We start from the raw sequence: 23737 nt of genomic DNA, 5'->3' as shown, positions 1-23737 counted from the left end.
GGTCCGGGTGCGTCCAGCGGTGGCGTGGCTGGCACGGAATGCAGGCAAGATCGCTCAGCCGAACTTGAGGAACAGTTTGGAATAGGGCTTCTTCAGGGTCGCAGCCGCCGCCCTGACCTCTGCCATGTCACCGCTTCGGGTCGCGGTCAGAAAGGCCGCCACCGAGGCCTCGAGGTCGGCAGACAGCGCCGCGAAGGCGGCGTTGCCTGTGGCATCGGACGGCGGATTGGCAATGATCTCGCGGGCGAGATAGTCGAGCACGGCCGCTTCCTCGCGCAGTTGCCCGATGTCGGTCGTGGCCATGTCGGTTCCCAGCACCTTTTCCATCTGGGCGTGGTAGGCGTTCATGCGGTCCGAGAAGGTCTGGACCCCGTTGCGCTGGTGCAGCGCACCGAACAGGCCGCGAACCTCTTCCAGGGTCTCGTGCGCTTCGGGCAGCGCACCTGCGTCAACCTCTTCGGTCGCCTTGGCAACAATCGCCTGCACTTCGCTCAGCGTCGCGTCCCATTGCGCGTCGTCGGCATATTGCGGCGGTGGCGTGCTGCCGTAACGTGCGCGCAGGTCGGCAAACTTCGTGTCGAGCGATGCCATCGCGCCCGCGGACTCGGCCTGTTGGCCGGTATTGGTCAGAAACAGCGCCGCCCGATAGTCGCCGTACATCTGCCGGAACGCGGTTTCAAAGTCCGAGACGGGGCCGGCAATGGCCGCCGTTGCCGCCGCGACGGCGAAAAGGACGACAGCGGGGATCGAAAACTGCATGATCGGGCCTTTCGGAAGGACACACGCCGGCTTTCCCACCCTAGGCCGGGTCTGCCCAGCGCTGCCATGACATGGGTCAAGGGCGCGTCCGTCACCTCAGGCGGTGGCGGCGACCCCTTCTTCGGCGGTGATCGGGCAGGCCGAGGCATGGCCCGGCCCGACCTGCAACATCGGTGGTAAACCTTCGGCACAGGAGGGCTGCGCCAGCGGACAGCGGGTGCGGAACACGCAGCCCGAGGGCGGATTCAGCGGTGAGGGCAGATCGCCCTCCAGCACCGGGCGGACCCGCGCCAGTTCCACCACCGGGTCGGGGATCGGCACCGCCGAGACCAGCGAGCGGGTATAGGGATGCACGGGATGGTCGATCAACTCGTCTGCCCCCGCGGTCTCCATCACACGGCCGAGATACATCACCAGGATCCGGTCCGAGATATGTTTCACCACGCTCAGGTCATGGGCGATGAACACCAGCGAAATCCCGAGGTCGCGCTGCAATTCGCTGAGCAGGTTGATCACCTGCGCCTGCACCGACACATCGAGCGCCGAGACCGGCTCGTCGCAGATCACCAGTTCGGGGTTCAGGATCAGCGCGCGGGCGATGCCGATGCGCTGGCACTGGCCGCCCGAAAACTCGTGCGGATAGCGGTTGATCTGGTTCGCCAACAGACCGACCCGCTCCATCAATTCTCCCACCCGCGCCTTGACCTCGGCCTTCGGGGTCTCGGGGTGGTGGGTGATCAGCGGTTCGGCGATGATCTCGCCCACTTTCATGCGCGGGTTCAGCGCCGCCAACGGGTCCTGAAACACCATCTGGACCGCCTGCCGGTGGCGCCGCCGCTCGGACGTGCCCATCTTCAGCAGTTCCTGCCCCTTCCACAGGATCCGCCCGCCGCTGGCCGGGATCGTGTTGACGATGGCTCGGGCGACCGTCGACTTGCCCGACCCGGATTCGCCGACGATCCCCAGCGTCTCGCCCTTTTCGAGGGTAAAGCTGACGCCGCCGACGGCATGCAGCTTCAGCGAGGGTGTCCAGGGCCAGGCGCCGCGGGGGCGCACGTCGAAGGTGACCTGCAGGTCCTCGACCTGCAAAAGCGGGGCGTCGGTCATCGCACGACCTCCTCGGGATTGCGGTGACACGCGCGTACGCGGGTCTCGCCCAGCCGCTCCAGCGGCGGAACAACACTGATGCAACGCTCGAACGCCAGCGGGCAGCGCGGCTCGAACGGGCAGCCCGTGACGGCGCGCAGCATGTCGGGCGGCTCGCCCGGAATGGTCGGCAGGACATCCTCGCGGCGGTCGAGCCGCGGCACCGCATCGAGCAGGCCAAGCGTATAGGGATGGGTCGGGGCGGCGAAGATCTCGGCCGTCGTGCCGCGCTCCATGATGCGGCCGCCATACATCACCATGGTCCGCTCGCAAGACCCCGCGACAATGCCCAGATCGTGGGTGATCAGTATCATCGCGGTGTTGAATTCATAGCGAATGTCGCGCAGCAGATCCATGATCTGCGCCTGCACCGTAACGTCGAGCGCAGTTGTCGGTTCGTCGGCGATGATCAGCCGCGGCCGGCACAGCAGCGACATCGCGATCATGATCCGCTGCCGCATCCCGCCCGAAAACTCGTGCGGATACATCGTGATCCGCGCCGCCGCATCGGGGATGCGGACGGCATCGAGCATGCGCACGCATTCGGCCCGCGCCTCGCGCCGTGACATGCCCCGGTGCAGCGTCAGCACCTCTTCCATCTGGGCCGAGACCTTCAGGTACGGATTGAGAGATGTCATCGGATCCTGAAAGATCATCGCGATCTCGGAGGACCGGATCTTGTTCAGCTGCCCTTCCGGGAGGTTCAGGATCTCCTTGCCGTCCCACTTGACCGAGCCGGTCGAATGGCCGTTCCGCGCCAGCAGCCCGATCGTGGCAAAGGCGGTCTGGCTTTTGCCCGAACCCGACTCGCCCACGATCGCAAGCGTATCGCCCTCGTTGACGTCAAAGCTGACCCCGTTGACGGCCGACACGGTGCCGTCGTTCGTATCGAACTGCACACTCAGATCGTTGATTTCAAACAGCGCCATGTCTCAACGATCCTTCGGGTCGAGCGCATCGCGCAGCCCGTCGCCAACAAAGAAGAAGGCGAACAGCGTGATGACGAAAAAGAAGAGCGGAAAGCCCAGCATCCAGAGCGTTCCGTACTGCATCTGGCTGGCCCCGTCCGAGATCAGCGCCCCCCACGAGGTCAGCGGTTCCTGCACGCCGAGGCCCAGAAACGAGATGAAGCTTTCATAGATGATCATGTTCGGCACCAGCAGCGTCGCATAGACGATGACGACGCCGAGCAGGTTCGGCACGATGTGGCGGCGGATGATGGTGGCGGGGCGCACGCCGATGGCATGGGCCGCCTCGACGAATTCCTTGTTCTTGATCGACAGGGTCTGACCCCGCGCGATCCGCGCCATGTCGAGCCACGAGATCAGCCCGATGCCCACGAACAGCAGCAGCACCGAGCGTCCGAAGACGACCAGCAGCAGGATCAGCACGAACATGTAGGGCACCGACATCAGCACATCGACGATCCGCATCATGATGTTGTCGACTCGGTCGCCGTAATACCCGGCCGTCGCGCCATAGATCGTGCCGACGACCACGGCGATCATCGCCCCGATCAGCCCGACCATCAGCGAGATCTGGGTGCCCTGCACGGTCCGGGCGAACAGGTCGCGGCCAAGCGCGTCGGTGCCGAAGAAGTGCCGGGTCGCGATGCTCGGCCGGCCCGCCTCCTCGACATTGCCCAGAACCGACCAGTCGACTTCCTCGTTGCTCCAGGGCGTCAGGTGCGATCCGAACAGCGCGAACAGCGCAACGAAGATCAGCACGATCAGACCGGCCACGGCGGCCTTGTTGCGAAAGAACCGGATCCGGGCATCGGCCCAGAGCGACCGGCCCTCGATGGCGGGCCCGATCTCGGCTGTTTCCAGCGACCGGGCGGCAGTGCGGGATGTGAGCATGGCGGCCTCAGTAGCGGATCTTCGGGTCGATCCAGGCATAGAGGATATCGACCACGAGGTTGAAAAGGACGGTCAGCGCGCCGGTCAGGATTGTGATCCCCATGATCACCGAATAGTCCCGGTTGATTGCCGAATTGACGAAGAAGATGCCGATGCCGCCGGTCGAGAAATAGATGTCGATCACCACGGAACCGGTGATCATCCCGACAAAGGCGGGTCCGAGGTACGAGATCACCGGCAACAGCGCGGGTTTCAGCGCGTGGCGGAAGATCACCCGCCGCATCGGCAGGCCCTTGGCGCGGGCGGTGCGGATGTAGTTGGCGTTCAGCACCTCGAGCATCGAGGACCGCGTCAGCCGCGAGATCGAGGCCATGAACGAGGTCGACAGCGCAATCACCGGCATGATGACGTATTGCCACTGCCCGCCCTGCCAGCCGCCGCCCGGCAGCCACCCGAGCCACAGCGTGAAGGTCAGCACCAGGATCGGCGCCATGACAAAGTTCGGCAGAACCTGAGCCCCGACCGAGATGCCGACGGCCAGATAGTCGAGCCAGGAATTGTGATAGATCGCGGCGAGGATGCCAAGGCTCATGCCGACCGAGGTCGCGACGACGAAGGACCAGAACCCATAGGTCAGTGTCACCGGGAAGCCCTGCCGGATGATATCGTTGACCGTCTGATCCTTGTAGATGAACGACGGGCCGAAGTCGAAATGCACGACCACGTTCCAGACATAGCGGGCGATCTGCACGATCAGCGGCTGGTCGAGCCCGTATTTTGCCATCAGGTTCGCCATCACCTGGGGCGGCAACTGGCGTTCGCTGTCGAACGGCCCGCCCGGGGCGGCATACATGATGAGATAGGAGAAGATGACGAGGATCAGCAGCGTCGGTATGGCGACGGCGAGGCGCTTGATGATGAATGTTAGCATTCAAAGGCCCTTCTGGGTCGGGCGCGCGGGGATCCCCGCGCGCCCTGCCGGGTGAGCGGCTTATTCAGCCACGCGATACAGGTCTTTCGAATACCAGTTGTTTTCGGCGTTGTTATAGGGCCAGCCCTTGATGTCGGACTTCAGCAGGAAGGTGTTGGCATAGTGGTAGATGGGCAGGATGCCCATGTCGTCCGACAGCACCTTTTCGGCGTCGGTGTACATCACTTCGGGGTCCTCGGCGGTGGCCGAGGCGGCCATCAGCCGGTCGAATTCGGCGTTCGACCATTTGCCGTCGTTCTGTTCGTTGTCGGTGGTCAGGACGTTGAGGAAGGTCGAGGCCTCGTTGTAGTCGGCGCACCAGGCGACACGGGCGACGTCGAACTGGCCGTCGCGGCGGACGTCGAGATAGGTCTTCCACTCGAAGTTCTGCAGCTCGGTCTCGACGCCCAGCTTCTGCTTCCACATCTGGGCGATGATGGTCGCGATCTGCTTGTGGTTCTCGTCGGTGTTATAGATCAGCTTCAGCTTCAGATCCTTGACGCCGGCTTCCTGCATCAGCTTCTTGGCTTCGGCATCGCGCTCGGCCTGGGTCCAGTTGGCATAATCGATCTCGGGCACCTCGAAGCCCGCGGTCTTGATGTGGGTGAAGTCATAGGACGGCCACTGCCCGCCCTTCAAGATCTGGTTGACGATCACGTCGCGGTCGACGGCATAGGACAGCGCCTGGCGCACCCGCACGTCCTTCAGTTCCGGGATCGCGTCGGGCCGCTGGTTGAATGCGTAGTAGTACGAGCAGAGCCGCGGCACCGAATGCGCCTCGTCCGGCATCTGTTTCAGCAGCGCGGGGTACTGCCCGGCCGGCAGCGGCTCCAGATGGTCGATCTCGCCGGCCTTGTAGCGGGTCAGCGCCTGATTGACGTCGTTGATGATCATGCCGGTCGTCTTCTCGATGATGACGTTATCGGCATCCCAGTACATCGGATTCTTTTCGCGGGTCTGGTATTCGTTCATCACCATCGCGGTCAGCGTGTAGGCGCCGTTCGAGACGATGTTTTCCGGATCGGTCCACTTGGCGCCGTATTTCTCGATGGTGGCGCGGGGCGCCGGCATCATCGTCGAATAGGTGGTCATCATCGGGAAATAGGGCAGCGGCTTGATCAGCTGTACTTCCAGCGTGTGATCGTCGATCGCCTTGACGCCCAGATCCTCGACCGGCTTCTCGCCCGCGATGATCTCCGAGGCATTCACGATCGAGGCCATCTCCATGTACCAGGCATAGGGCGAGGCATTGGCGGGATCGACGGCGCGCTGCCAGCCATAGACGAAGTCCGCGGCCGTGACCGGTTCGCCATTCGACCACTTTGCCTCGGGGCGCAGATGGAAGGTATAGGTCTTGTTCTCGTTGCTGGCCTCGTACGAGGTCGCGACGCCCGGGATCAGGTTGCCGTCGGCATCCTGGATCAGCAGGCCCTCGAACAGGTCGCGGATCACGTGGTGACCTTCGGTCTCCTCGTTCATCTGCGGATCGAGGGTCGGGAACTGGTCGAGCTGGCGATAGGTAAAGGTCTGGTTGTCCGACAGCTTCTCGCCGGTTACCGGATGAGTGCCCGCGGCGGGCGCCGCGGTCGCGATAACCGCCGCGACGGCGGACAGTTTCAGAATGGCCTTCATGTTCATTTGTTTCATCTCCCTGTTGGACCTGTCGCGCGCCGCGTCACGTCGTCGGTGCCGGCTGCTCTGACCGCACTATGACCCCGGGACGTCCATGCGAGCAACGTTTTCCAATGGCCTCCCCGCTGCCTAGACGACACAGATGACGCAACGGTATTGCTCGCGCGAGGCGCATATCGGGTTCGATCTGGTCCTGTCAAACTCGAAGCGCTTTGAGAATGCCCGCGCAACTGCGTCATATTCGGCACCCTGAAGAACAAACCCGTCAAGATGGAGGCGCGCCCGGACCGGCGCCCCCCCCTTTTCGGAAAATTGTGGCGACCGGCTGGGCAGGGCGCGACCGGTATTCCCGGCGTGCCAGCCTGATCGTTTCTATCAACTATTACTTGTCCGACGGATTTTATCTGGTATGACTCGTCGAAATCGACGCGAGAGGAAAAGGACGAACATGAATTTTCGAATTACCGCACTGGCGGCCCTGCTTTCCGGAACCGCGCTTTGCGCCCAGGCGGCCGAGCCCGCCGATGTTCTGACCAATTACGCCGACATCGCCCAGGCCGGCTACCAGGACAGCCTTGCGTCGGCACAGCAACTGAAGGCTGCGCTCGAAACCTTCGTCGCGGCCCCGACCGAGGCCAATCTGGACGCCGCAAGGACCGCCTGGATCGCCGCTCGCGTGCCCTATCAGCAGACCGAAGCGTTCCGCTTCGGCAACCCCACGGTCGATGCCTGGGAAGGCAACGTCAACGCCTGGCCGCTGGACGAGGGCCTGATAGACTATGTCGACGGCGACACCGGCCTGAACGACGAGAACCCATTCTCGGGCGCCAACGTGATCGCCAACCCGATGATCGAGATCTCGGGCACCAATGTCGATGCCACCAAGATCACCCCCGAAGTGCTGCGAGACCTGCAGGAGATCGACGGGATCGAGGCCAACGTGGCCATCGGCTATCACGCCATCGAATTCCTGCTCTGGGGTCAGGACCTGAACGGCACCGGCCCCGGTGCCGGCAATCGCCCGGCCAGCGACTTTGACACCGCCAACTGCACCGGCGGCAACTGCGACCGCCGCGTCGCCTATCTGATGGCCGCAACCGACCTTCTGATTGCGGATCTCGAAGAGGCCGTGGCGCTCTGGGCGCCCGACGGGCAGGCGCGCGCCGAAGTTACCGCCGACCCGGCACAGGGGCTGGTCATGGCTTTCACCGGGCTTGGGTCGCTGTCCTATGGCGAACAGGCCGGCGAACGGATGAAGCTCGGCCTGCTGCTGCACGATCCCGAGGAGGAACACGACTGCTTCTCGGACAACACGCACAACAGCCACTACTACGACGGGCTTGGCATCCGGAACGTCTATACCGGCAGCTACCAGCGCATCGACGGCACGACGGTCGAGGGGCCGTCGCTCTATGATCTCGTCAAGGACCGCGACCCGGAACTTGCCGACGCGCTGCTGGCCGATCTCGACGGCACCATGGAGGCGCTTGGCGCCATCGTGGCGCAGGCCGAGGCCGGAACCGCCTATGACCAGCTCATCGGCGCGAACAATCCGCAGGGCAACGCCGTCGTCCAGGCCGCCATCGACGCGCTGGTCGCCCAGACCCGCAACATTGAACGCGCCGTCGCGGCGGTCGGGCTTGAATCGATCCCGGTCGAAGGGTCCGACAGCCTCGATAACCCCGGCGCCGTCTTCCAGTAACCGCGACACTCCGGGGCCAGGCTGTCCTGGCCCCGGAACCCGTCGCCCAAGAGAACGCCATGATCGTCTGCCATTGCCAGAACATCACCGACCGCGACATCGACGCCGCCATCGACTGGATGCGCGCCTCGGACCCTGCAACGATCATCACGCCGGGCAAGATCTATCACGCGCTTGGCAAGAAGGCCGACTGCGGCGACTGTATGCCACTGTTCTTGTCCACCATGCGCAGTAATGCGAACATCGAATTTCCAGCCACGCTCCGCGCGCTTCGCGACGGACAAGCAAGAGGATCCCGGCCATGAAGGGCGACACGAAGGCTATCGAATATCTCAACAAGGCGCTGCGCAGCGAGTTGACGGCGGTCAGCCAGTACTGGCTGCACTATCGCCTGCAGGAAGACTGGGGCCTTGGCCACATGGCCAAGAAAAGCCGCGAGGAAAGCATCGAGGAGATGCAGCACGCCGACAAGCTGATCGCGCGTATCCTGTTTCTTGAAGGCCATCCCAACCTCCAAAAGCTCGACCCGCTCAGGATCGGCGAGGGCCCGAAAGAGACCCTCGAATGCGACCTCGCGGCCGAGCAGGAGGCCCAGGCGCTGTACAAGGAGGCCCGCGGCTATTGCCAGTCGATCGGCGACTTCGTCTCGATGGAACTGTTCCAGGAGCTGCTGACCGATGAAGAAGGTCACATCGACTTCCTCGAAACCCAGCTCGCCCTCTATGAACGTGTGGGCGCCGAGCGCTATGCGCTGCTCAACGCCAAGCCGATGGATGACGCAGAATAATCGCAGATCCGCTTGGGAGGCTGTTTGTTGAGACCCTCCCACCAGAAGCTTCGGCGTGCGCCCCAACGGGTTTGCGCGCCGTCGCGCCCGGCCGTGGCCACCGCAAGGTGGCCGGGCCTTGCGACCGTCGCGGCGCTGGCCATCACGGTTCTTTCCGCCCCTGTTGAGGCCGCCGAGACCGCCCCGCCGACAGGCTGGGGCGAGCCGCATCTGCACCGGGTTCCCCGCACCAAGGCCGAGGCCGCGCGGATCGCCGCCATCACGGACGATCCCGCCGATTTCACGGCCCCCGAGCCGTTCGAGGAGCGTCCCGCGGGTGCGGCCACCCATTTCGACACGACGACCGCGACACCGTTCTCGCTGCCGTCGGCCAATCTTGCGCCCGAGCGCGGGCTCGACTTTCGCGTCGGCCATGGATTTTTCGAAAAGCTCTGGGTCGCCGCCCCGACCGCGACCACGGCAAGCGACGGGCTTGGCCCGCTGTATAACGCACGGGGCTGCAAATCCTGCCACGTCCGCGACGGGCGCGGCCACCCCCCCGAGGGGCCGGACGACAATGGCGTGTCGATGGTGCTGAAGCTGTCGCAGCCGGGCGACCCGGCCGCGGCCGCAGACCTGATCCGCGCCCACCTCGCCACCCTGCCCGACCCGACCTATGGCAACCAGTTGCAGGACCGCTCCCTGCCCGGTCTGCCGGCCGAGGGGCGCCTTGCCATCGACTGGACGCCTGTGCCCGTGACCCTTGGCGACGGCACGGTCGTGACCCTGCGCAAGCCTGCCTATTCGGTCACTGACCCGGGCTATGGCCCGCTCGACCCGCAAACCGTGCTCAGCGCCCGCGTCGCGCCGCAGATGATCGGCCTCGGCCTGCTCGAGGCGATCCCCGAGGCCGACATCCTTGCCCTCGCCGACCCCGAGGACAGCGATGGCGATGGCATCTCGGGGCGGCCGAACCGGGTCTGGTCGCTGGAATACGGCCAGTGGATGCTCGGCCGCTTCGGCTGGAAGGCGGCGCAACCGACCGTCGCGCAGCAGGGCTCGGACGCCTTCGTGACCGACATCGGCATTTCGACCCCGCTGCACCCCGTCGCCTGGGGCGATTGCACCGCGGCCGAACCCGCCTGCCGTGCCGCCCCGCACGGGCAAAGCGGCAATGACGAGGGGCTCGAGATCCCCTCGGTCGGCCTCGACCTCGTATCCTTCTACACCCGCAACCTCGCCGTGCCGGCCCGCCGGGATCTGGACGACCCGCAGGTCTTGCAAGGCAAGCGGCTGTTCCATGAGGCGGGTTGCGCCGCCTGTCACCGGCCCAAGTTCGTGACCCATCGGCTGCAGGACCGGCCGGAACAGAGCTTTCAGCTGATCTGGCCCTATACCGACCTGCTGTTGCACGACATGGGGCCGGGTCTTGCCGACGCGCGGACGGAATTTGCCGCAGAGGGCGCCGAATGGCGTACCGCCCCGCTCTGGGGCATCGGGCTGACCGAACAGGTCTCGGGCCACACGCACTTCCTGCACGATGGCCGCGCGCGTTCGCTGCTGGAGGCGATCCTGTGGCATGGCGGCGAGGCCAAATCCGCCCGCGAGGCGGTCCGCACCCTGCCCGAAGGCGACCGCGCCGCGCTTATCGCCTTCCTCAATTCGCTTTGACACCGGAGACTGCCATGCGCCGCCGTCACTTCCTTGCCGCCTCCACGGCCGCCCTGCTGGCAACGCCAAGCTGGGCCGAGATCGGCGCGCCGCGCTATGTCACCGCAGCCGCCCGGCCCGACAAGTCGACCTGGATCGTCGGGCTCGATGCCGGGGGAACGGTGTTGTTCTCGCACCCCGTCCCGGGCCGCGGCCATGCGGCAGCGCTTCACCCCGACCGGGCCGAGGCCGTCACCATCGCCCGCCGCCCCGGCACCTTTGCAGATGTGGTCGATTGCGCGACCGGCAAGGTCCTGACCCGGCTGCAATCGCCGGAAGAGCGGCATTTCTATGGCCACGGCGCCTTCACCGCGGACGGCCGCTATCTTCTGACAACCGAAAACGCCTGGGAGATCCCGGACGGACGGCTTGGCGTCTGGGATGCCGCCAACGGCTATGCCCGGGTCGACGAAATCCCCTCGGGCGGGATTGGCCCGCACGAGATGCTGCGGCTGCCCGACGGCAATTTCGCCATCGCCAACGGCGGCATCCAGACCCGCCCCGAGTCGGAGCGCGCCAAGTTGAACCTGCCGACCATGCAATCGAACCTGACCTACATGTCGCCCGAGGGCGAGATTCTGGAACAGGTCGCCCCCGAGCCCGCGATGCGGCTGAACGCGATCCGCCATCTCGCCACCGATACCGCGGGCGGGCTTGCCATCGGGCTGCAATGGCAGGGCAACCCGCTGCAGCAGGTACCGCTGGTCGCCACCCACCGGCGGGGCGAGGCGCTGCGGCTTCACGATCACCCACACACGGCGATGCTGAAGCAATATGCCGGTTCCATCGCCTTTACCCGCGACCGGCGCGAGATCGTGGTGACCGGACCTTTTGGCGATGCGGTGCTGTTTTTCGATGCAGCGACCGGCGCCCCCTTGTCGGCGCGCAGCCTGCCGGTCGCGGCGGGTGCCGCCGTGGCCCCCGAGGGCATCGCGATCACGGTGGCGGGCGGCCTGCAGATCGGCGACAGCCGCGGCACCCGTTTCGTCCCCGTGCCGGGCGACTGGTCGTGGGATAACCATCTGGTCCCGATCGGCTGATGACAGGTCCGGACCGCCACAGGCAAAGCGCCTTGAACCCACAGCGACGCAGCGGCCGTGAGGCCGCCGGGCCGTTGCCAGCCTTGGCTTGCCCCCACCGGCCCGCTTCGGCATCCTCGGGGCGCCCGCCATCCCGCCGCCCTGCCGCCCCACCGGAGACCCAAATGGTCCAGATATCCCGCGCAGCCTTGCTCCTTTGCGCCCTCGCCCTTCCCTTTCCGGCCGCGGCCCAGCAAGGTCCTGACCACGCCGCGCTGCGCGACCGCTCGCTTGTCGTGCTCGAACGCCAGTTCGGCGCCTTCCGCGATGCGACCGGCGTCCTCGCCGGGACCTCTGCCGCGTTTTGCGCCGGCACCGGGGATGGCGCCGACCTGAACGCCGCTTTCGCCGCCACCTGGCGCGCCTGGGCGCCGCTCGACAGTTATCAGTTCGGCCCGGTCGAACAGACCGGCGCGGCGCTCAGCGTCAATTTCTGGCCGGACAAGAAGAACTTCGTCGGACGCGCGCTTGACGGACTGCTGGAGCAGCCCGAGGCCGCGCAGGCCGCGCCCGCCACCATCGCTGCAAGCTCTGCCGCGATCCAGGGCTTGCCGGCAATCGAATTGCTGCTGACCACCGACCGCCCCACCTGCCCGGCCATCGTCGGGATCTCGGGCTATCTCGATCAGACGGCGCAGGCGCTTTTTGAAGGCTGGTTCGCACCGGGCGGATGGGCCGATCTGGTGCGCAGCGCCGGCCCCGACAATCCGGTCTATCGCAATGACGCCGAATTCACGGCGGTCCTTTTTACCGCCGTCGACTTCGGGCTCGACCGCGTGGCCGATGCACGCCTCGCCCGCCCGCTCGGCACGTTCGAGGCAAGTTATCCCACCCGGGCCGAAGCATGGCGTTCGGGCCTGACGGCTGAGATCGCCGCGGCCCAGCTTGCCGGCGTCGCCGAACTGATGGACGATGGCTTCGCCGAGGCCGTGCCAGCCGGGAAGCGGGAAAGTTTCGACAGCCAGATCGGCATCGCCGAACGCCGCTTGCGGGACATCGGCATGCCGATTTCCGACGCCGTGGCCGACCCCGGCACCAGGATCAGGGTGGAGGCGGCCCAGAGCCGGGTCAACAATCTGCGGGAATATCTCGACCTTGCGATCGGCCCCGAACTGGGGGTCGAGCTTGGCTTCAGCGCCGCGGATGGTGACTGAACCGGGTAAGGCAACACGCCAGCGGACCCCGTGCGGGGTCCGCTCTCGATCTCTCGGGGCAAGCCTTGCTGCCCGGTCGGCTCAGGCGCCGCCCGGTTCGCCGGTAAAGGTAATGGTCACATCCTCGTCGCGCGCGATGAACTGGCAGGCCAGGCGATAGCGCGGCGGCAGGTCGCTGATTTCCGCGTCCTGGATTTCCTGTTCGGTCAGTTTGCCCAGCTCCTTGAGCTTGATCTTTTCCTTTTCGGTGAAGGCGATGGCATTCCGTTCGGTCGGCTTGTCATAGCTCACTTCGATCAGGCAGGAACCGCACTCGCCGTCGCGGCATTCGAACGGGATCGGAACGTGGTTCTGCTCGGCCAGAACCAGAATCGTCTTGGTGTCTCCGGCGATCGCATAGACGGTCTTGTTCTTGCGCATCGTCGGAGAGGTGAAGGTCACAATTGCCATGGTCATAGCCCTTTGCTGGCCACCCCGTCATCCTTCCGGACCAGGGCGGCGGTGGCTCGGCTGAGCCGGTTGCGCGTCCTGCAGTTCCACAGCAAGCAGCGTGCCAGCCGCCATGCCCGCCCAGGCGCCGTGCCCGAGCGGCAGATTGTGGGGAAGACGACAGCACACTGGTGCGAAGCCGACAAAGTCGGCGCAACCGGGTGCCGGGCGGCTCAGTGACCGAGGATCTGGCTGAGAAACAGCTTGGTGCGATCGGACTTCGGGTTGTTGAAGAACTCGTAGGGCTCGTTCTGTTCGACGATCTGACCCTGGTCCATGAAGATCACCCGGTTCGCCACAGCCTGCGCAAACCCCATCTCGTGGGTGACGCAGAGCATGGTCATGCCCTCCTCCGCGAGTTCGATCATGGTGTCGAGAACCTCCTTGATCATCTCGGGGTCGAGCGCCGAGGTCGGTTCGTCGAACAGCATGATCTTGGGCTTCATGCAAAGCGAGCGCGCGATTGCGACCCGCTGCTGCTGCCCACCCGAGAGCTGGCCCGGAAACTTGTTGGCCTGCTCGGGGATCTTGACCTTCTCGAGGAAATGCATGGCGGTTTCGACCGCCTCCCGGCGCGGGACCTTGCGGACCCAGATCGGCGCCAGCGTGCAGTTCTCGAGGATGGTCAGATGCGGGAACAGGTTGAAGTGCTGAAACACCATCCCGACTTCGGAACGGATCTTGTCGATGTTCTTCAGATCCGAGCTCAGTTCGGTTCCGTCGACAAGGATAGATCCGCTCTGATGTTCCTCGAGCCTGTTGATGCAGCGGATCAGGGTCGACTTGCCCGACCCGGACGGGCCGGCAATGACAATCCGCTCGCCCTCATAGACGGTCAGGTTGATGTCCCGCAGCACGTGGAACTGGCCGTACCACTTGTTCATGTGGGTGATCTGGATCGCGACTTGATCCGAGACCGTCAGCGTGGGTCGGTTGGGGGCAGGAATTTGGGCGGCGTCTGACATGGCGGCTCCTTATTGATGCCCTGTCCGGAGCTTGCGCTCAAGATACAAGGAATAGCGAGACATCGAAAAACAGGCAATGAAGAACAGGAGGGCGACAAAACCGTAAAGCTCCCATACGATTCCGTTCCAGTTGGCGTCGGCACGGATCGAGCGGAGCAGGCCCAAGGGGTCGAGCAGGCCGATGATCGACACCAGTGTCGTGTCCTTGAACATGCCGATGAAGGTCGAAACGATCCCGGGGATCGAGATCTTCAGCGCCTGGGGCATGATGACCAGCCGCTGTGCCAGCCAGAAGTCGAGCCCGAGCGCGTCCGCGGCCTCGTACTGTCCCCTCGGCAGCGCAGCAAGACCGCCACGGATCACCTCGGCCATGTAGGCCGCGGCGAACAGCGTGACCATGATGATGACCCGCAGGATAATGTCAAAGTTCGTCCCCGGCGGCATGAAGATGTTCAGCAGCGTCGAGGCCACGAACAACAGCGTGATCAGCGGCACGCCCCGGATGAACTCGATGAAGCCCACAGACAGCGACCGCACGATCAGCAGGTCCGACTGCCGCCCCAGCGCCAACAGGATGCCAAGCGGCAACGACAGCGCGATGCCGACGACGCCGATGGTCAGCGACAGCATGAAGCCACCGAACAGCCGGCTCTGCACCGGCTCGATCCCCAGGGGGATCACGCCTTGCAACAGGCTCGATGCCGGGGCGGCCAGGAACAGCCACCACAGCACCGGCGCAACCAGGGCACCGATTGACGCCGCGAGGTTGCCGAAGTGGTCATAGATCACCCGATAGACGCCATAGCCGAGAGCAAAGCCCATCGCCGCGACGATCGGGTTCCAGATCGAGCCGCCCCAAAGCAGCCAGGGCATGAGGAACGGGTAGACGGCGGTAAAGTACATCAGTTTGCGCGGCACCGACGTGAACAGCACCGGCGCCAAAGCCACCGCCAGCAGCAGGAAGGTCGCGATCGGACGCCAATAGAGCTCGGACGGATAGAAGCCGAACAGAAGCTGCAGCCAGCGTTCCCGGATCACGCCCCAGCAGGCACCGCCCGCCGGACCGTTGATCTCGCGGCAATTTTCCAGCGATGTCCCGTACCAGGTCGGCGAGAACATCCAGGGAAGGACTTGCGACAGGATCCAGTAGATCGCCGCCAGCGACAGCAGGCTGAGCACCGCGTTGAACGCATTCGAGAACAGGTTCGCGTGAAGCCAGCCGACCATTCCCCGGCTGGACACAGGCGGCTCCTCGGGTTCAAGCATCTGGGTGCGGACGAATTGGGTCTTGTGCATCCTAGCGCTCCACCAGTTTCACGCGGTTGTTGTACCAGTTCATGACCCCCGAAATCGAAAGCGAGATCCCGAGATAGATAAGCATGCCGAGCAGCACCGCCTCAAGCTCGCGGCCGGACTGGTTCAGGGTGATCCCCATCAACGTGCCGGTCAGGTCCATGTAGCCCACCGCGATCGCCAGCGACGAGTTCTTGGTGAGGTTCAGGTACTGCGAGATCAGCGGCGGAATGATGATCCTGAGCGCCTGTGGCAGGATCACCAGGTTCATGATCCGCTTCGGACGCAGCCCGAGCGCGGCGGCCGCCTCGGTCTGGCCTTTCGAGATTGCCAGGATCCCGCCGCGCACGATCTCGGCGATGAACGACGCGGTATAGAGCGACAACGCAAACCACAGCGCAATCAACGAGTTGCGCAGATGTGTCCCGCCGACAAAGTTGAACCCCTTGAGTTCGGGCAGGCCGAGGTGGAAGCCAAGCGCCCAGAGCAGCCCCACAAGCGGCACCAATGCAACCCCGAGTCGCAGATACCAGGTGGTCGGGCGATCCCCGGTTTCGGCCTGGATGCGGTCGGCGCGGCGACGAATGCGCCTCGATCCCCAAAGCCCGGCACCGGTCACGGCAAGGATCGCGATCAGGTTCAGGCTGATCTGGAACAGACCGCAGGAATCGTTCAGAAGAGCCCCCGGTTCGGGCGCCACGCAGGCCTCGCTCGAACGGTCGGGAAACACCGGGATGTCGCCGAACCCGCGGCTGAACAACGGCTCGGGAATATAGATCCCGCGGTTGGTGATCGCCACGCTGTCGAACAGGACCATGGATGCGGCCGGGTCATCGCCCCGGAAATCCCGCGGCGACGGCAGGGTTTCGATCAGCAGGGCCATGGAAAACACGATCCAAAGCAGTACCGGAACGTTGCGGAAGGTCTCGACATAGATCGTCATCAGCCGCGCGACGAGCCAGTTGTTCGACAGTCGCAGCACGCCGACCACAATGCCGATGATCGTCGCGGTCACACAGCCGAGGAACGCGACCAGAAGCGTGTTGAGAAGGCCCATGACCGCCGCGCGCCAGTGCGTGGACTGGGAGTTGTAGTCGAGCAGGCGCTGGTTGATGTCATAGCCCGCCGTGTCGTTCAGGAAGCTGAAGTTTATCGGCTTGCCCAGCGTGGCCAGGTTGTTGGCAGTGTTGTTGATCAGCCACCCGACGAGAACCAGGAACCCGATCAGTGCGACGACCTGGATCGTCAGCGATCGGTAGCGGGTGTCGTAGATCAGCATACCGAGCCTGAACGACTCCTTCGGCGGATCGGCCAGTTCTGTCATGAGGCAATTGTCCCTGTTTCTGTCCGTCAGCCCGTTTCGAAGACCGGCTCTGGCCTCCGTTCCGCGGGCCCGGTTTGTGGATTCGGCGGGAAGCGCCCGGAGGCTGGCAGGGGCACCAGCATCCGGGCAAATCTACTCAGCGGAACGGCGGCGCGTATTGCAGGCCGCCCTCGGTCCACTGCGCGTTCAGGCCGCGCGCAAGGCCGATCGGAGTGTTCACGCCGATGTTCTTCTCGAACAGTTCGCCATAGTTGCCGCCGGCCGAGATGGCCCGCTTGGCCCAGAGCGGATCGAGCCCCAGCATCTCGCCCAGCGATCCTTCGGTGCCGAGGATACGGTTGATTTCGGGGTTGTCGGTGCCGTTCGACAGTTCCTCGATATTGGCCGAGGTGATGCCAAGCTCTTCGGCCGCAACCAGCGCGAACAGGGTCCAGCGCACCACGTCGCCCCATTCGTTGTCGCCGTGGCGAACGAGGGGGCCCAGCGGCTCCTTGGAAATGATCTCGGGCAGCAGGATCTGGTCCTGCGGGTTTTCGAAAGTGGCGCGGACAGCGGCAAGGCCGGACGCATCGGTGGTATAGGCGTCGCAGGCACCGGCCAGGTATTGCTGCTGGGCCTCGTTGTCGGTCTCGACCGGCACCGGCTCGTAGCTGATGTTGTTCTTGCGGAAGAAGTCGGCGAGGTTCAACTCGGTCGTGGTGCCGGTCTGGATGCAGATCGTGGCGCCGTCGAGTTCCTTGGCCGAGGAGACGCCGAGCGACTTCGGCACCATGAAGCCCTGGCCGTCATAATAGTTCACGCCAACGAAATCGAACTTGAGGTCGACGTCGCGGGTGAAGGTCCAGGTGGTGTTGCGCGCCAGCACATCGATCTCGCCCGAGGCGAGGGCCGTAAAGCGGGTCTTGCCGGTGGTCGGCACGAATTCGACCGCCATCGCATCGCCCAGCACCGCGGCGGCAAGTGCCCGGCACACTGCAACGTCAAAACCCTTCCACTCGCCATTCGCGTCCGGGGCGGCGAAACCGACGAGACCCGTGTTGGTCCCGCAGTTCAGCTTGCCGCGTGCCTTGACGTCGTCCAACGTGCCCGCGGCCGCAACACCTGCAGACAGACCGGCAAGCGCCAAGGCCCCAACGAATACTGATTTTTTCATCTTTTCCTCTTCCTGATGGTACCCGTGCCTGACCGACGGGGCTTTTGTTGAGCTTCAGAGCCCAAACGAATTAGTACGGGGAAACATCGCTTCTCCGTGAATAAACCTTGGGCAAATTCGTTAAACGACGTCAAGACCGGGTCCACCCCCTTGGGGGCTTTGGATCAGGATCAGGAGGGTTTCGACGCGCTAGACCAGATTTTGGGCATCTGCCGAAAGAGCAGGTCAGTTTTCAGGCGTGGGGTCGAGAAAGTCGATAGAACTCCAAGGCATGCAAAAACGCCGCATGCTTGATCGAAGCTGACGTTACGGCCATTTCGTCCGCGCCCCACTGATTTTCCTGCCAGATCTCGTCGATGCGCGACCTGCGCCAAAGCTCGTCGGGATCCAGCACGCCTTCAATCGCGGCAAGTCCCAGAACCAGCGACCCCGACAGCGCAACGAGATCGTGGAGCGCGGTCAGGGCAAAGGCGTCCTCGGCTGCAACCCGCTGTCGCAGGGCGACAAGGCTCGCCTCTGGCTGCGGCACCGGCGCAATGCCGACCGTGACCCGAAGCGGCGCCGCGAAGGCAGAGGCCGCCCAGTCGAGCAGCGGGTCCCAGGCCTCGGCCTGCTGCGCCACCAGCGCTTCGGGTGCCTCGGCGCGATAGCAGCAAAGGTCGGTCTCGCCATAGGCCGCGATCAGCTCTGACACTTCGGCGAATTGCGGCACCACCTTGTCGATTGCCGCATTGGCCGAGCGCGTCATCGGCATGCTCAGCGGGTCGATCTCGCCCTCCTGAGCGTCCCATTCCAGAACGAGGCGTTGCGCAAGCGCCCGACTCGGCACGATCAGCGGCGCCTTGGCCGGGGTCCGCACAGGGCGGCCGTCGAGCGTAATCGTCCAGCCGTCCCCGGCCGCAACCGCTTCGGCCGCCTTCCAGAACCGCTTGATCTTCCAATCGGCCATGTCAGCGGCCCCAGATCGCCTGAAGCGCACCTGGCAAAGCGTCCCATTCGTCGATCACCACATCGGCGCCCGCGGCATGCAGTGCCGCAACCGGGTGATAGCCCCAGGCCACGCCGATGGTGGCAAAGCCGGCGGCACGCCCCATCTCGATATCGAACGTCGTGTCGCCCACCATCGCCGCATCGCCCGGCTCTGCCCCGGTCTCGGCCAGTGCCGCCAGCAACATCGCGGGATGCGGTTTCGACGGGTGATGGTCGGCGACCTGTTCGGTCGCAAAGGCGCCGGTCAGCCCGTGCGCTGCCAATACGTGATCAAGCCCGCGCCGCGACTTGCCGGTGGCAAGCCCGACCAGCAGGTCGTCACGCGCCAGCAGCCCATCAAGAACCGCCCGCGTGCCGGGATACAGCGGCGACATCTGCTGCGGATCGCCCGCGGCACGGTTGCTGGAAAAGCTGTCCTTGTAGGCCGCGACCAGCGCATCGTGGCTTGCAGGATCGAGATCCGGGGCAAGGCGCGCCATGGCCACGGGCAATGACAGCCCGACAATCGACAGCACCGCGGACAGGGACGGCGATGCGGCACCGATTGCGCCGAAGGCTGATACCACCGCGGCCATGATGTGGGCCTGGCTGTCCACCAGGGTGCCGTCGACATCGAAGACGACAAGGCGCAAGGGGGCGGCGTCCATCACATTTCCTCGGCGAAAGGATCCTCGGGCACGTCGGCGGCGTTCCAGTCGAGCGTTTCCCAGGTGCGCACCATATGCGGCGGCAGCGGCGCTGTCAGGGTCAGGCGGGCGCCAGTCACCGGGTGGCGCAGGCTCAGCGAGCGCGCGTGCAGGTGCAGCTTGCGCGACAGCCCGCCGCCAAGCCCGGCGCCCCAGCCGTCGCCCAGATTCTCCTGCCCCGAGCCGGCATACTTGCCGTCGCCCATGATCGGATGGCCGATCTCGGCCATATGGGCGCGCAGCTGGTGGGTGCGGCCGGTGATCGGCACCAGCGCGACCCAGCTCAGCCGCCCGCCAAGCGCCGAAAGCACGGCATAATCGGTGGTTGCCCGCTTGGCGCCTTCGGTGGCATCGACCTCGCGGGGGTGGATGCAGCGCATCTTCTCGCCCTCGCCGCCGGCGCCGTGGCCCGGCGCCTTGATCAGCCCGAAGCGGATCGTGCCCATCCGCGGCATCGGAACCCCGGCCACCACAGCCCAATAGATCTTGCGCGTCTCACGGGACCGGAAGGCATCGGTCAATGCGCCCGCGACCGCCCGGGTCCGGGCCAGCACCAGCACGCCCGAAGTATCCTTGTCGAGCCGGTGGACCAGCCGCGGCTTTTCCTCGAACCCGAAACGCAGCGCCTCGGCAAGGCCGTCGACATGGCGGGTCTGGCCGGTGCCGCCCTGGGTCGGCAGGCCCGCCGGCTTGTTCAGCACCACGATATAGTCGTCGCGGTAGAGCACCGCATCGCGGATCATCTCGGCGTCGGCATCGGACACCAGTTCCGGGGCGGACCGCGGCGGCAGGTCGCCCACGTCGGGCAACGGCGGAACCCGCACGATCTGGCCCACCTCGATCCGCGTCGCAGGCTTGACGCGCTGACCGTCGAGCCGGATCTCGCCCTTGCGGCAAAGTTTTTCGATCCGGCCCTGCGAGACATGGGGGAACCGCCGGCGCAGCCAGCGGTCGAGCCGCTGGTCGCCTTCGCCGTCGCCGATCTGGATCTGTTGAACGCGGCTCATGGCAGTGGCACCAGACCGCGCGTCAGCGTCAGGCCAAAGACCAGCGCCGCCAGCGACACCAGCACCGAAGCGGTGATATAGACAAGCGCGACCGCGGTCCGGCCACCTTCCAGCAGGAAGATCGCATCGAGCGAGAATGCAGAGAACGTGGTGAAGCCGCCGAGAACGCCGGTCATGACAAAAGCGGCAACATGGTTCGCCCCCTTGCGCTCCAGCAGGACCACGACCGCCCCCATAAGAAACGAGCCGACGATGTTCACCGTCAGCGTGCCCCAAGGGAAGCCGATCCCCAGCAGGGATTTCATCGTGACGTTCACGAGATATCGGCAGGTGGCGCCAATGGCGCCGCCGAACGCGACTTGCAGGGCGGTCAGAAACATCGTCATGCCGCTGCATGTCCTGCGCCGGCGGCGCGATGTCAAGGGCGGGGCCGCTCAGGCGGCCCTGTCCGTCACCTTCTCGATCACACGTCCGGCAGGCACAGGCCCTTCGACCACCTTCAGACCGGTGATCATCGGCGTCACGAGGTTCTCGCGCTTCCACACCTTGTAGAAAACGATTGCCCCGATGTGCAGCAAGATCAGGGCTAGGATGACCGGCGCCATGGCGCGGTGCACTCCGGTCGCCCAGGTACTGGCGCCGGCACCCGCTGGATCATAGAGCGGGCCATAGTTGATGAAGTCATCCGGGTTCGAATAAAGCCCGGTATAGACCTGAAGCGCCAGCGCCCCCAGCACAGCAAAGACCGACAGCGCACCGATCGGGTTGTGCCCCGGCCAATAGCTCGGCTTGCGGGCACGCGCCCCGCGCAGATAGCGCGACACCGTGCCCGCACCATAGAGGAAGTCGCGGAACCGCGCCGGCCAGGGGCCGAAGAGGCCCCAGATCAGCCGGAACGCCAGCAGCCCGATCACCGCATAACCGAAGTAGAAATGCAGGGTCATGATCCCCGGGCCGAATTCACCCAGAAGCCATGCGGCTGTGACGCAGATCGCCAGCGCCCAGTGAAACAGGCGCAGCCCGGGGTCCCACAGGCGCACTTTGTGAAGTTCGTGAGGATTCCGCGATTCACCGGCCATGGGATCAGTCGTCCAGCTTGTAGTCGCTGTGGCAGGCCCGGCAGGTCTCGCCGAGTGCGCCAAGCGCCTTCAGCATCTGGGGTTTGCCCAAGCCCGCCTGCTGCTGCATGTTGGCCGTCTCGGTCTTCAGATTGCCCATCAGCGTCGCGACCTTTTCATAGTTTTCCCACAATGCCGGCTTGGCCTCGGACACGCCCGGCAGGTCGGCCGAAGAGGTCCCGGGCGCCCAGAGCGACTCGTTGACCTTGGCGACTTCGGCGGCCAGCGTGTCGGCGGCGGCCTGCGCGGCTTCGGGGGTGTAGTCCACCTGACCCTTGGCCATCGCGGCAAAGACCCCGACCTGCTTGCCGAAGGCCTTCATCTGCTCCTGGCGGGCCTTGACCATCTCGGTCGGGGTCTGGGCCATGGCGAGGCTCGGAAGGGTCAGGATGATGGCTGTGATAATCAATTTGCGCATGGCTGGTCTCCTTGCGGTTTGCGGCGGTTTCCCGGGTGATACGATAACGAATGCGACTTCCGTCGCGGATTTCTGCAACAATTTTCTGAAGCTATGTAGCGACCTCGCGTAAACGTGCAATGCGGCGGCAGCATCACAAGGATGTGCGCATCCGAAAGATCGGGACACCCAGTCAGAGTTTTGAGGTCAGGCCCGACCCGCAGGCATCCGGGGCACGGCCGCGGCGGATCGTCGGAGCCCGGCAACGCGCAGGCAGGTTTGATGCGCGGCAATCATGCCTTGCGACGGACTTCACCGGCGCAGGGGCGATCCCGCCCGCGCGACAGCTTGGGTCAGCCGAGGCTCACCCGCGTTGGCCCCGACGCCTCGACCATCTCGCCCACCACCGCGGTTTCCTCAAACCCGTGGCGGCGGAAGATCGCCAGTACCTCGACCAGCGCCTCGGGCGCGCAGGCAACCAGCAGCCCGCCACTGGTCTGCGGATCGGTCAGCAGCGCCCGGTCGAGGTCGGGGAAGCCCTCGGGCAGCGCGATCTCGGCACCATAGCTGGCCCAGTTCCGGCCCGAGGCGCCGGTGATGTGGCCCGCGGCCGCAAGGTCGCGCACCCCCGCGATGAAAGGGACCGAGGCCCAGTCGATCCGCGCCTCAAGCCCCGAGGCGCGCGCCATCTCGAGCGCATGCCCAGCAAGGCCAAAGCCTGTGACGTCGGTCATGGCGTGCACCGTGTCGAGATCCGCCAGATCGGGTCCGGGCGTGTTCAGCTGCGTGGTGACCGCGATCATCCTTGCGTATCCGGCCGGGTCGAGCTCGCCCGCCTTCAGCGCCGCCGACAACACGCCCGCGCCCAGCGGTTTGCCCTGCACCAGCACGTCGCCCGCCCGTGCGCCCGCGTTGGTCTTGACCCGGTCGGGATGCACGAGGCCAAGCGCCACCAGACCATAGATCGCCTCGACCGAGTCGATCGAATGGCCGCCGACAACCGGGATGCCGGCGCCGCGCGCCGCACTCGCCCCGCCTTCGAGGATCCGGGCAATGGTCTGCGGCGACAGCACCTTGATCGGCATCCCGACCAGCGCCAGCGCCATGATCGGCCGCCCGCCCATGGCATAGACGTCGCTGATGGCGTTGGTCGCCGCGATCCGGCCGAAATCGAACGGGTCGTCAACAATCGGCATGAAGAAATCGGTGGTGGCGACCAGCGCCTGCGTCTCGTTCAGGCGATAGACCGCCGCGTCGTCAGCGGTGCCCGCGCCGACCAGAACCTCCTCGGGCAGGGTCATGGTGACGGTCTCGCGCAGGATCTCGGTCAGCACCGCCGGCGCGATCTTGCAGCCACATCCGCCGCCGTGGGACAGCGAAGTCAGGCGGGGTTCGGGTGTCGGGACGGGCGCGGTCATGTGGGGCCTCCGGCGGCGCGGCAGTGTCGGGCCGAGGGCTAGACCCGCCGGCCGACACTGTCAACGCCGGGTCGGGTCCGACCGGCGCGCCCGCCTGCCCGGTCCCGACACAACCTTGAG

Annotated in this window: 24 protein-coding genes; 6 read left to right on the top strand and 18 right to left on the bottom strand. The window is 65.2% G+C overall.

All coding sequences use genetic code 11. The features are described 5' to 3' along the window. Window positions 1–54: 54 nt before the first annotated feature. From DQG17_RS13705 to DQG17_RS13680, 6 genes are all read right to left on the bottom strand, one after another. Window positions 55–759, bottom strand: a complete 705-nt coding sequence (locus DQG17_RS13705; protein ID WP_116133406.1) for a hypothetical protein — start codon at window positions 757–759, stop codon at window positions 55–57. Between the two features lie 96 nt (window positions 760–855). After that, window positions 856–1866: an oligopeptide/dipeptide ABC transporter ATP-binding protein gene (locus DQG17_RS13700; RefSeq protein WP_116133405.1), complete on the bottom strand. Its 1011-nt coding sequence runs from the start codon at window positions 1864–1866 to the stop codon at window positions 856–858. Next, window positions 1863–2834: an oligopeptide/dipeptide ABC transporter ATP-binding protein gene (locus tag DQG17_RS13695; RefSeq protein ID WP_116133404.1), complete on the bottom strand. Its 972-nt coding sequence runs from the start codon at window positions 2832–2834 to the stop codon at window positions 1863–1865. Before DQG17_RS13695 ends, DQG17_RS13700 begins: the two co-directional genes overlap by 4 nt. A gap of 3 nt (window positions 2835–2837) precedes the next feature. Continuing rightward, a complete protein-coding gene (locus DQG17_RS13690) occupies window positions 2838–3764 on the bottom strand; it encodes an ABC transporter permease subunit (protein WP_116133403.1) in 927 nt (308 codons plus the stop codon). 7 nt (window positions 3765–3771) lie between these two features. Then, on the bottom strand, window positions 3772–4695 hold the full coding sequence (oppB, locus tag DQG17_RS13685; RefSeq protein ID WP_116133402.1) for an oligopeptide ABC transporter permease OppB: 924 nt from the start codon (window positions 4693–4695) through the stop codon (window positions 3772–3774). Between the two features lie 60 nt (window positions 4696–4755). Further along, on the bottom strand, window positions 4756–6372 hold the full coding sequence (locus DQG17_RS13680) for a peptide ABC transporter substrate-binding protein (RefSeq protein WP_116133401.1): 1617 nt from the start codon (window positions 6370–6372) through the stop codon (window positions 4756–4758). 442 nt (window positions 6373–6814) lie between these two features. On the opposite strand from DQG17_RS13680, the gene DQG17_RS13675 reads away from it, so the two are divergent. From DQG17_RS13675 to DQG17_RS13650, 6 genes are all read left to right on the top strand, one after another. Further along, window positions 6815–8068 (top strand): imelysin family protein, encoded by a 1254-nt coding sequence (locus tag DQG17_RS13675; RefSeq protein WP_116133400.1) that lies wholly within the window; start codon window positions 6815–6817, stop codon window positions 8066–8068. 59 nt (window positions 8069–8127) lie between these two features. Further along, window positions 8128–8373, top strand: a complete 246-nt coding sequence (locus DQG17_RS13670) for a (2Fe-2S)-binding protein (RefSeq protein WP_116133399.1) — start codon at window positions 8128–8130, stop codon at window positions 8371–8373. Next, on the top strand, window positions 8370–8855 hold the full coding sequence (bfr, locus tag DQG17_RS13665; protein WP_116133398.1) for a bacterioferritin: 486 nt from the start codon (window positions 8370–8372) through the stop codon (window positions 8853–8855). Before DQG17_RS13670 ends, bfr begins: the two co-directional genes overlap by 4 nt. Before the next feature lie 93 nt (window positions 8856–8948). Then, on the top strand, window positions 8949–10505 hold the full coding sequence (locus tag DQG17_RS13660) for a di-heme oxidoredictase family protein (RefSeq protein WP_369908033.1): 1557 nt from the start codon (window positions 8949–8951) through the stop codon (window positions 10503–10505). A 14-nt stretch (window positions 10506–10519) separates the two neighbouring features. Further along, window positions 10520–11584: a DUF1513 domain-containing protein gene (locus DQG17_RS13655; protein WP_116133397.1), complete on the top strand. Its 1065-nt coding sequence runs from the start codon at window positions 10520–10522 to the stop codon at window positions 11582–11584. 164 nt (window positions 11585–11748) lie between these two features. After that, on the top strand, window positions 11749–12777 hold the full coding sequence (locus DQG17_RS13650) for an imelysin family protein (RefSeq protein WP_157973612.1): 1029 nt from the start codon (window positions 11749–11751) through the stop codon (window positions 12775–12777). Between the two features lie 81 nt (window positions 12778–12858). On the opposite strand, the gene DQG17_RS13645 is transcribed toward DQG17_RS13650, so the two are convergent. The 12 genes from DQG17_RS13645 to selD all read right to left on the bottom strand — a co-directional run bounded on the left by DQG17_RS13645 (window position 12859) and on the right by selD (window position 23617). Further along, complete coding sequence (locus DQG17_RS13645; protein WP_304466273.1) at window positions 12859–13233, bottom strand: 2Fe-2S iron-sulfur cluster-binding protein; 375 nt, start codon at window positions 13231–13233, stop codon at window positions 12859–12861. Window positions 13234–13439: 206 nt separating this feature from the next. Further along, complete coding sequence (locus DQG17_RS13640) at window positions 13440–14231, bottom strand: amino acid ABC transporter ATP-binding protein (RefSeq protein WP_116133395.1); 792 nt, start codon at window positions 14229–14231, stop codon at window positions 13440–13442. Between the two features lie 9 nt (window positions 14232–14240). Next, window positions 14241–15527 (bottom strand): amino acid ABC transporter permease, encoded by a 1287-nt coding sequence (locus tag DQG17_RS13635; protein WP_116133394.1) that lies wholly within the window; start codon window positions 15525–15527, stop codon window positions 14241–14243. Window position 15528: 1 nt separating this feature from the next. Next, window positions 15529–16848, bottom strand: a complete 1320-nt coding sequence (locus tag DQG17_RS13630) for an amino acid ABC transporter permease (protein WP_116133393.1) — start codon at window positions 16846–16848, stop codon at window positions 15529–15531. A 136-nt stretch (window positions 16849–16984) separates the two neighbouring features. Then, a complete protein-coding gene (locus DQG17_RS13625) occupies window positions 16985–18001 on the bottom strand; it encodes an amino acid ABC transporter substrate-binding protein (protein WP_116133392.1) in 1017 nt (338 codons plus the stop codon). A gap of 232 nt (window positions 18002–18233) precedes the next feature. Continuing rightward, on the bottom strand, window positions 18234–18950 hold the full coding sequence (locus DQG17_RS13620; protein ID WP_116133391.1) for an ATP12 family chaperone protein: 717 nt from the start codon (window positions 18948–18950) through the stop codon (window positions 18234–18236). Window position 18951: 1 nt separating this feature from the next. Beyond that, entirely contained in the window at window positions 18952–19638 is a 687-nt protein-coding gene (locus DQG17_RS13615; protein WP_116133390.1) for an HAD-IA family hydrolase, read from the bottom strand. Continuing rightward, on the bottom strand, window positions 19638–20684 hold the full coding sequence (locus DQG17_RS13610; RefSeq protein ID WP_116133389.1) for an RluA family pseudouridine synthase: 1047 nt from the start codon (window positions 20682–20684) through the stop codon (window positions 19638–19640). The genes DQG17_RS13615 and DQG17_RS13610 overlap by 1 nt, the downstream gene beginning before the upstream one ends. Next, the gene (crcB, locus tag DQG17_RS13605) at window positions 20681–21064 is read right to left on the bottom strand and encodes a fluoride efflux transporter CrcB (protein WP_116133613.1); all 384 of its coding nucleotides are present in this window, start codon (window positions 21062–21064) and stop codon (window positions 20681–20683) included. The genes DQG17_RS13610 and crcB overlap by 4 nt, the downstream gene beginning before the upstream one ends. Window positions 21065–21118: 54 nt before the next feature. After that, entirely contained in the window at window positions 21119–21763 is a 645-nt protein-coding gene (locus DQG17_RS13600) for a cytochrome b/b6 domain-containing protein (protein ID WP_116133388.1), read from the bottom strand. 4 nt (window positions 21764–21767) lie between these two features. Beyond that, entirely contained in the window at window positions 21768–22220 is a 453-nt protein-coding gene (locus DQG17_RS13595) for a cytochrome c (protein ID WP_116133387.1), read from the bottom strand. A gap of 332 nt (window positions 22221–22552) precedes the next feature. After that, complete coding sequence (gene selD / locus DQG17_RS13590) at window positions 22553–23617, bottom strand: selenide, water dikinase SelD (RefSeq protein ID WP_116133386.1); 1065 nt, start codon at window positions 23615–23617, stop codon at window positions 22553–22555. Between the last annotated feature and the right edge of the window lie 120 nt (window positions 23618–23737).

The organism is Tropicimonas sp. IMCC34043, assembly GCF_003390845.1.
GTDB lineage: Bacteria > Pseudomonadota > Alphaproteobacteria > Rhodobacterales > Rhodobacteraceae > Tropicimonas.
The sequence above is the reverse complement of the archived record's forward strand: the minus strand, read 5'-3'. Positions and strand labels throughout refer to the sequence as shown.

Bases quoted from the DNA above. Each gene is read 5' to 3' on its own strand.
- DQG17_RS13705 (WP_116133406.1), bottom strand. From the start codon at position 759: ATGCAGTTTTCGATCCCCGCTGTCGTCCTTTTCGCCGTCGCGGCGGCA.
- DQG17_RS13700 (WP_116133405.1), bottom strand. From the start codon at position 1,866: ATGACCGACGCCCCGCTTTTGCAGGTCGAGGACCTGCAGGTCACCTTC.
- DQG17_RS13695 (WP_116133404.1), bottom strand. From the start codon at position 2,834: ATGGCGCTGTTTGAAATCAACGATCTGAGTGTGCAGTTCGATACGAAC.
- DQG17_RS13690 (WP_116133403.1), bottom strand. From the start codon at position 3,764: ATGCTCACATCCCGCACTGCCGCCCGGTCGCTGGAAACAGCCGAGATC.
- oppB (WP_116133402.1), bottom strand. From the start codon at position 4,695: ATGCTAACATTCATCATCAAGCGCCTCGCCGTCGCCATACCGACGCTG.
- DQG17_RS13680 (WP_116133401.1), bottom strand. From the start codon at position 6,372: ATGAACATGAAGGCCATTCTGAAACTGTCCGCCGTCGCGGCGGTTATC.
- DQG17_RS13675 (WP_116133400.1), top strand. From the start codon at position 6,815: ATGAATTTTCGAATTACCGCACTGGCGGCCCTGCTTTCCGGAACCGCG.
- DQG17_RS13670 (WP_116133399.1), top strand. From the start codon at position 8,128: ATGATCGTCTGCCATTGCCAGAACATCACCGACCGCGACATCGACGCC.
- bfr (WP_116133398.1), top strand. From the start codon at position 8,370: ATGAAGGGCGACACGAAGGCTATCGAATATCTCAACAAGGCGCTGCGC.
- DQG17_RS13655 (WP_116133397.1), top strand. From the start codon at position 10,520: ATGCGCCGCCGTCACTTCCTTGCCGCCTCCACGGCCGCCCTGCTGGCA.
- DQG17_RS13650 (WP_157973612.1), top strand. From the start codon at position 11,749: ATGGTCCAGATATCCCGCGCAGCCTTGCTCCTTTGCGCCCTCGCCCTT.
- DQG17_RS13645 (WP_304466273.1), bottom strand. From the start codon at position 13,233: ATGACCATGGCAATTGTGACCTTCACCTCTCCGACGATGCGCAAGAAC.
- DQG17_RS13640 (WP_116133395.1), bottom strand. From the start codon at position 14,231: ATGTCAGACGCCGCCCAAATTCCTGCCCCCAACCGACCCACGCTGACG.
- DQG17_RS13635 (WP_116133394.1), bottom strand. From the start codon at position 15,527: ATGCACAAGACCCAATTCGTCCGCACCCAGATGCTTGAACCCGAGGAG.
- DQG17_RS13630 (WP_116133393.1), bottom strand. From the start codon at position 16,848: ATGACAGAACTGGCCGATCCGCCGAAGGAGTCGTTCAGGCTCGGTATG.
- DQG17_RS13625 (WP_116133392.1), bottom strand. From the start codon at position 18,001: ATGAAAAAATCAGTATTCGTTGGGGCCTTGGCGCTTGCCGGTCTGTCT.
- DQG17_RS13620 (WP_116133391.1), bottom strand. From the start codon at position 18,950: ATGGCCGATTGGAAGATCAAGCGGTTCTGGAAGGCGGCCGAAGCGGTT.
- DQG17_RS13615 (WP_116133390.1), bottom strand. From the start codon at position 19,638: ATGGACGCCGCCCCCTTGCGCCTTGTCGTCTTCGATGTCGACGGCACC.
- DQG17_RS13610 (WP_116133389.1), bottom strand. From the start codon at position 20,684: ATGAGCCGCGTTCAACAGATCCAGATCGGCGACGGCGAAGGCGACCAG.
- crcB (WP_116133613.1), bottom strand. From the start codon at position 21,064: ATGTTTCTGACCGCCCTGCAAGTCGCGTTCGGCGGCGCCATTGGCGCC.
- DQG17_RS13600 (WP_116133388.1), bottom strand. From the start codon at position 21,763: ATGGCCGGTGAATCGCGGAATCCTCACGAACTTCACAAAGTGCGCCTG.
- DQG17_RS13595 (WP_116133387.1), bottom strand. From the start codon at position 22,220: ATGCGCAAATTGATTATCACAGCCATCATCCTGACCCTTCCGAGCCTC.
- selD (WP_116133386.1), bottom strand. From the start codon at position 23,617: ATGACCGCGCCCGTCCCGACACCCGAACCCCGCCTGACTTCGCTGTCC.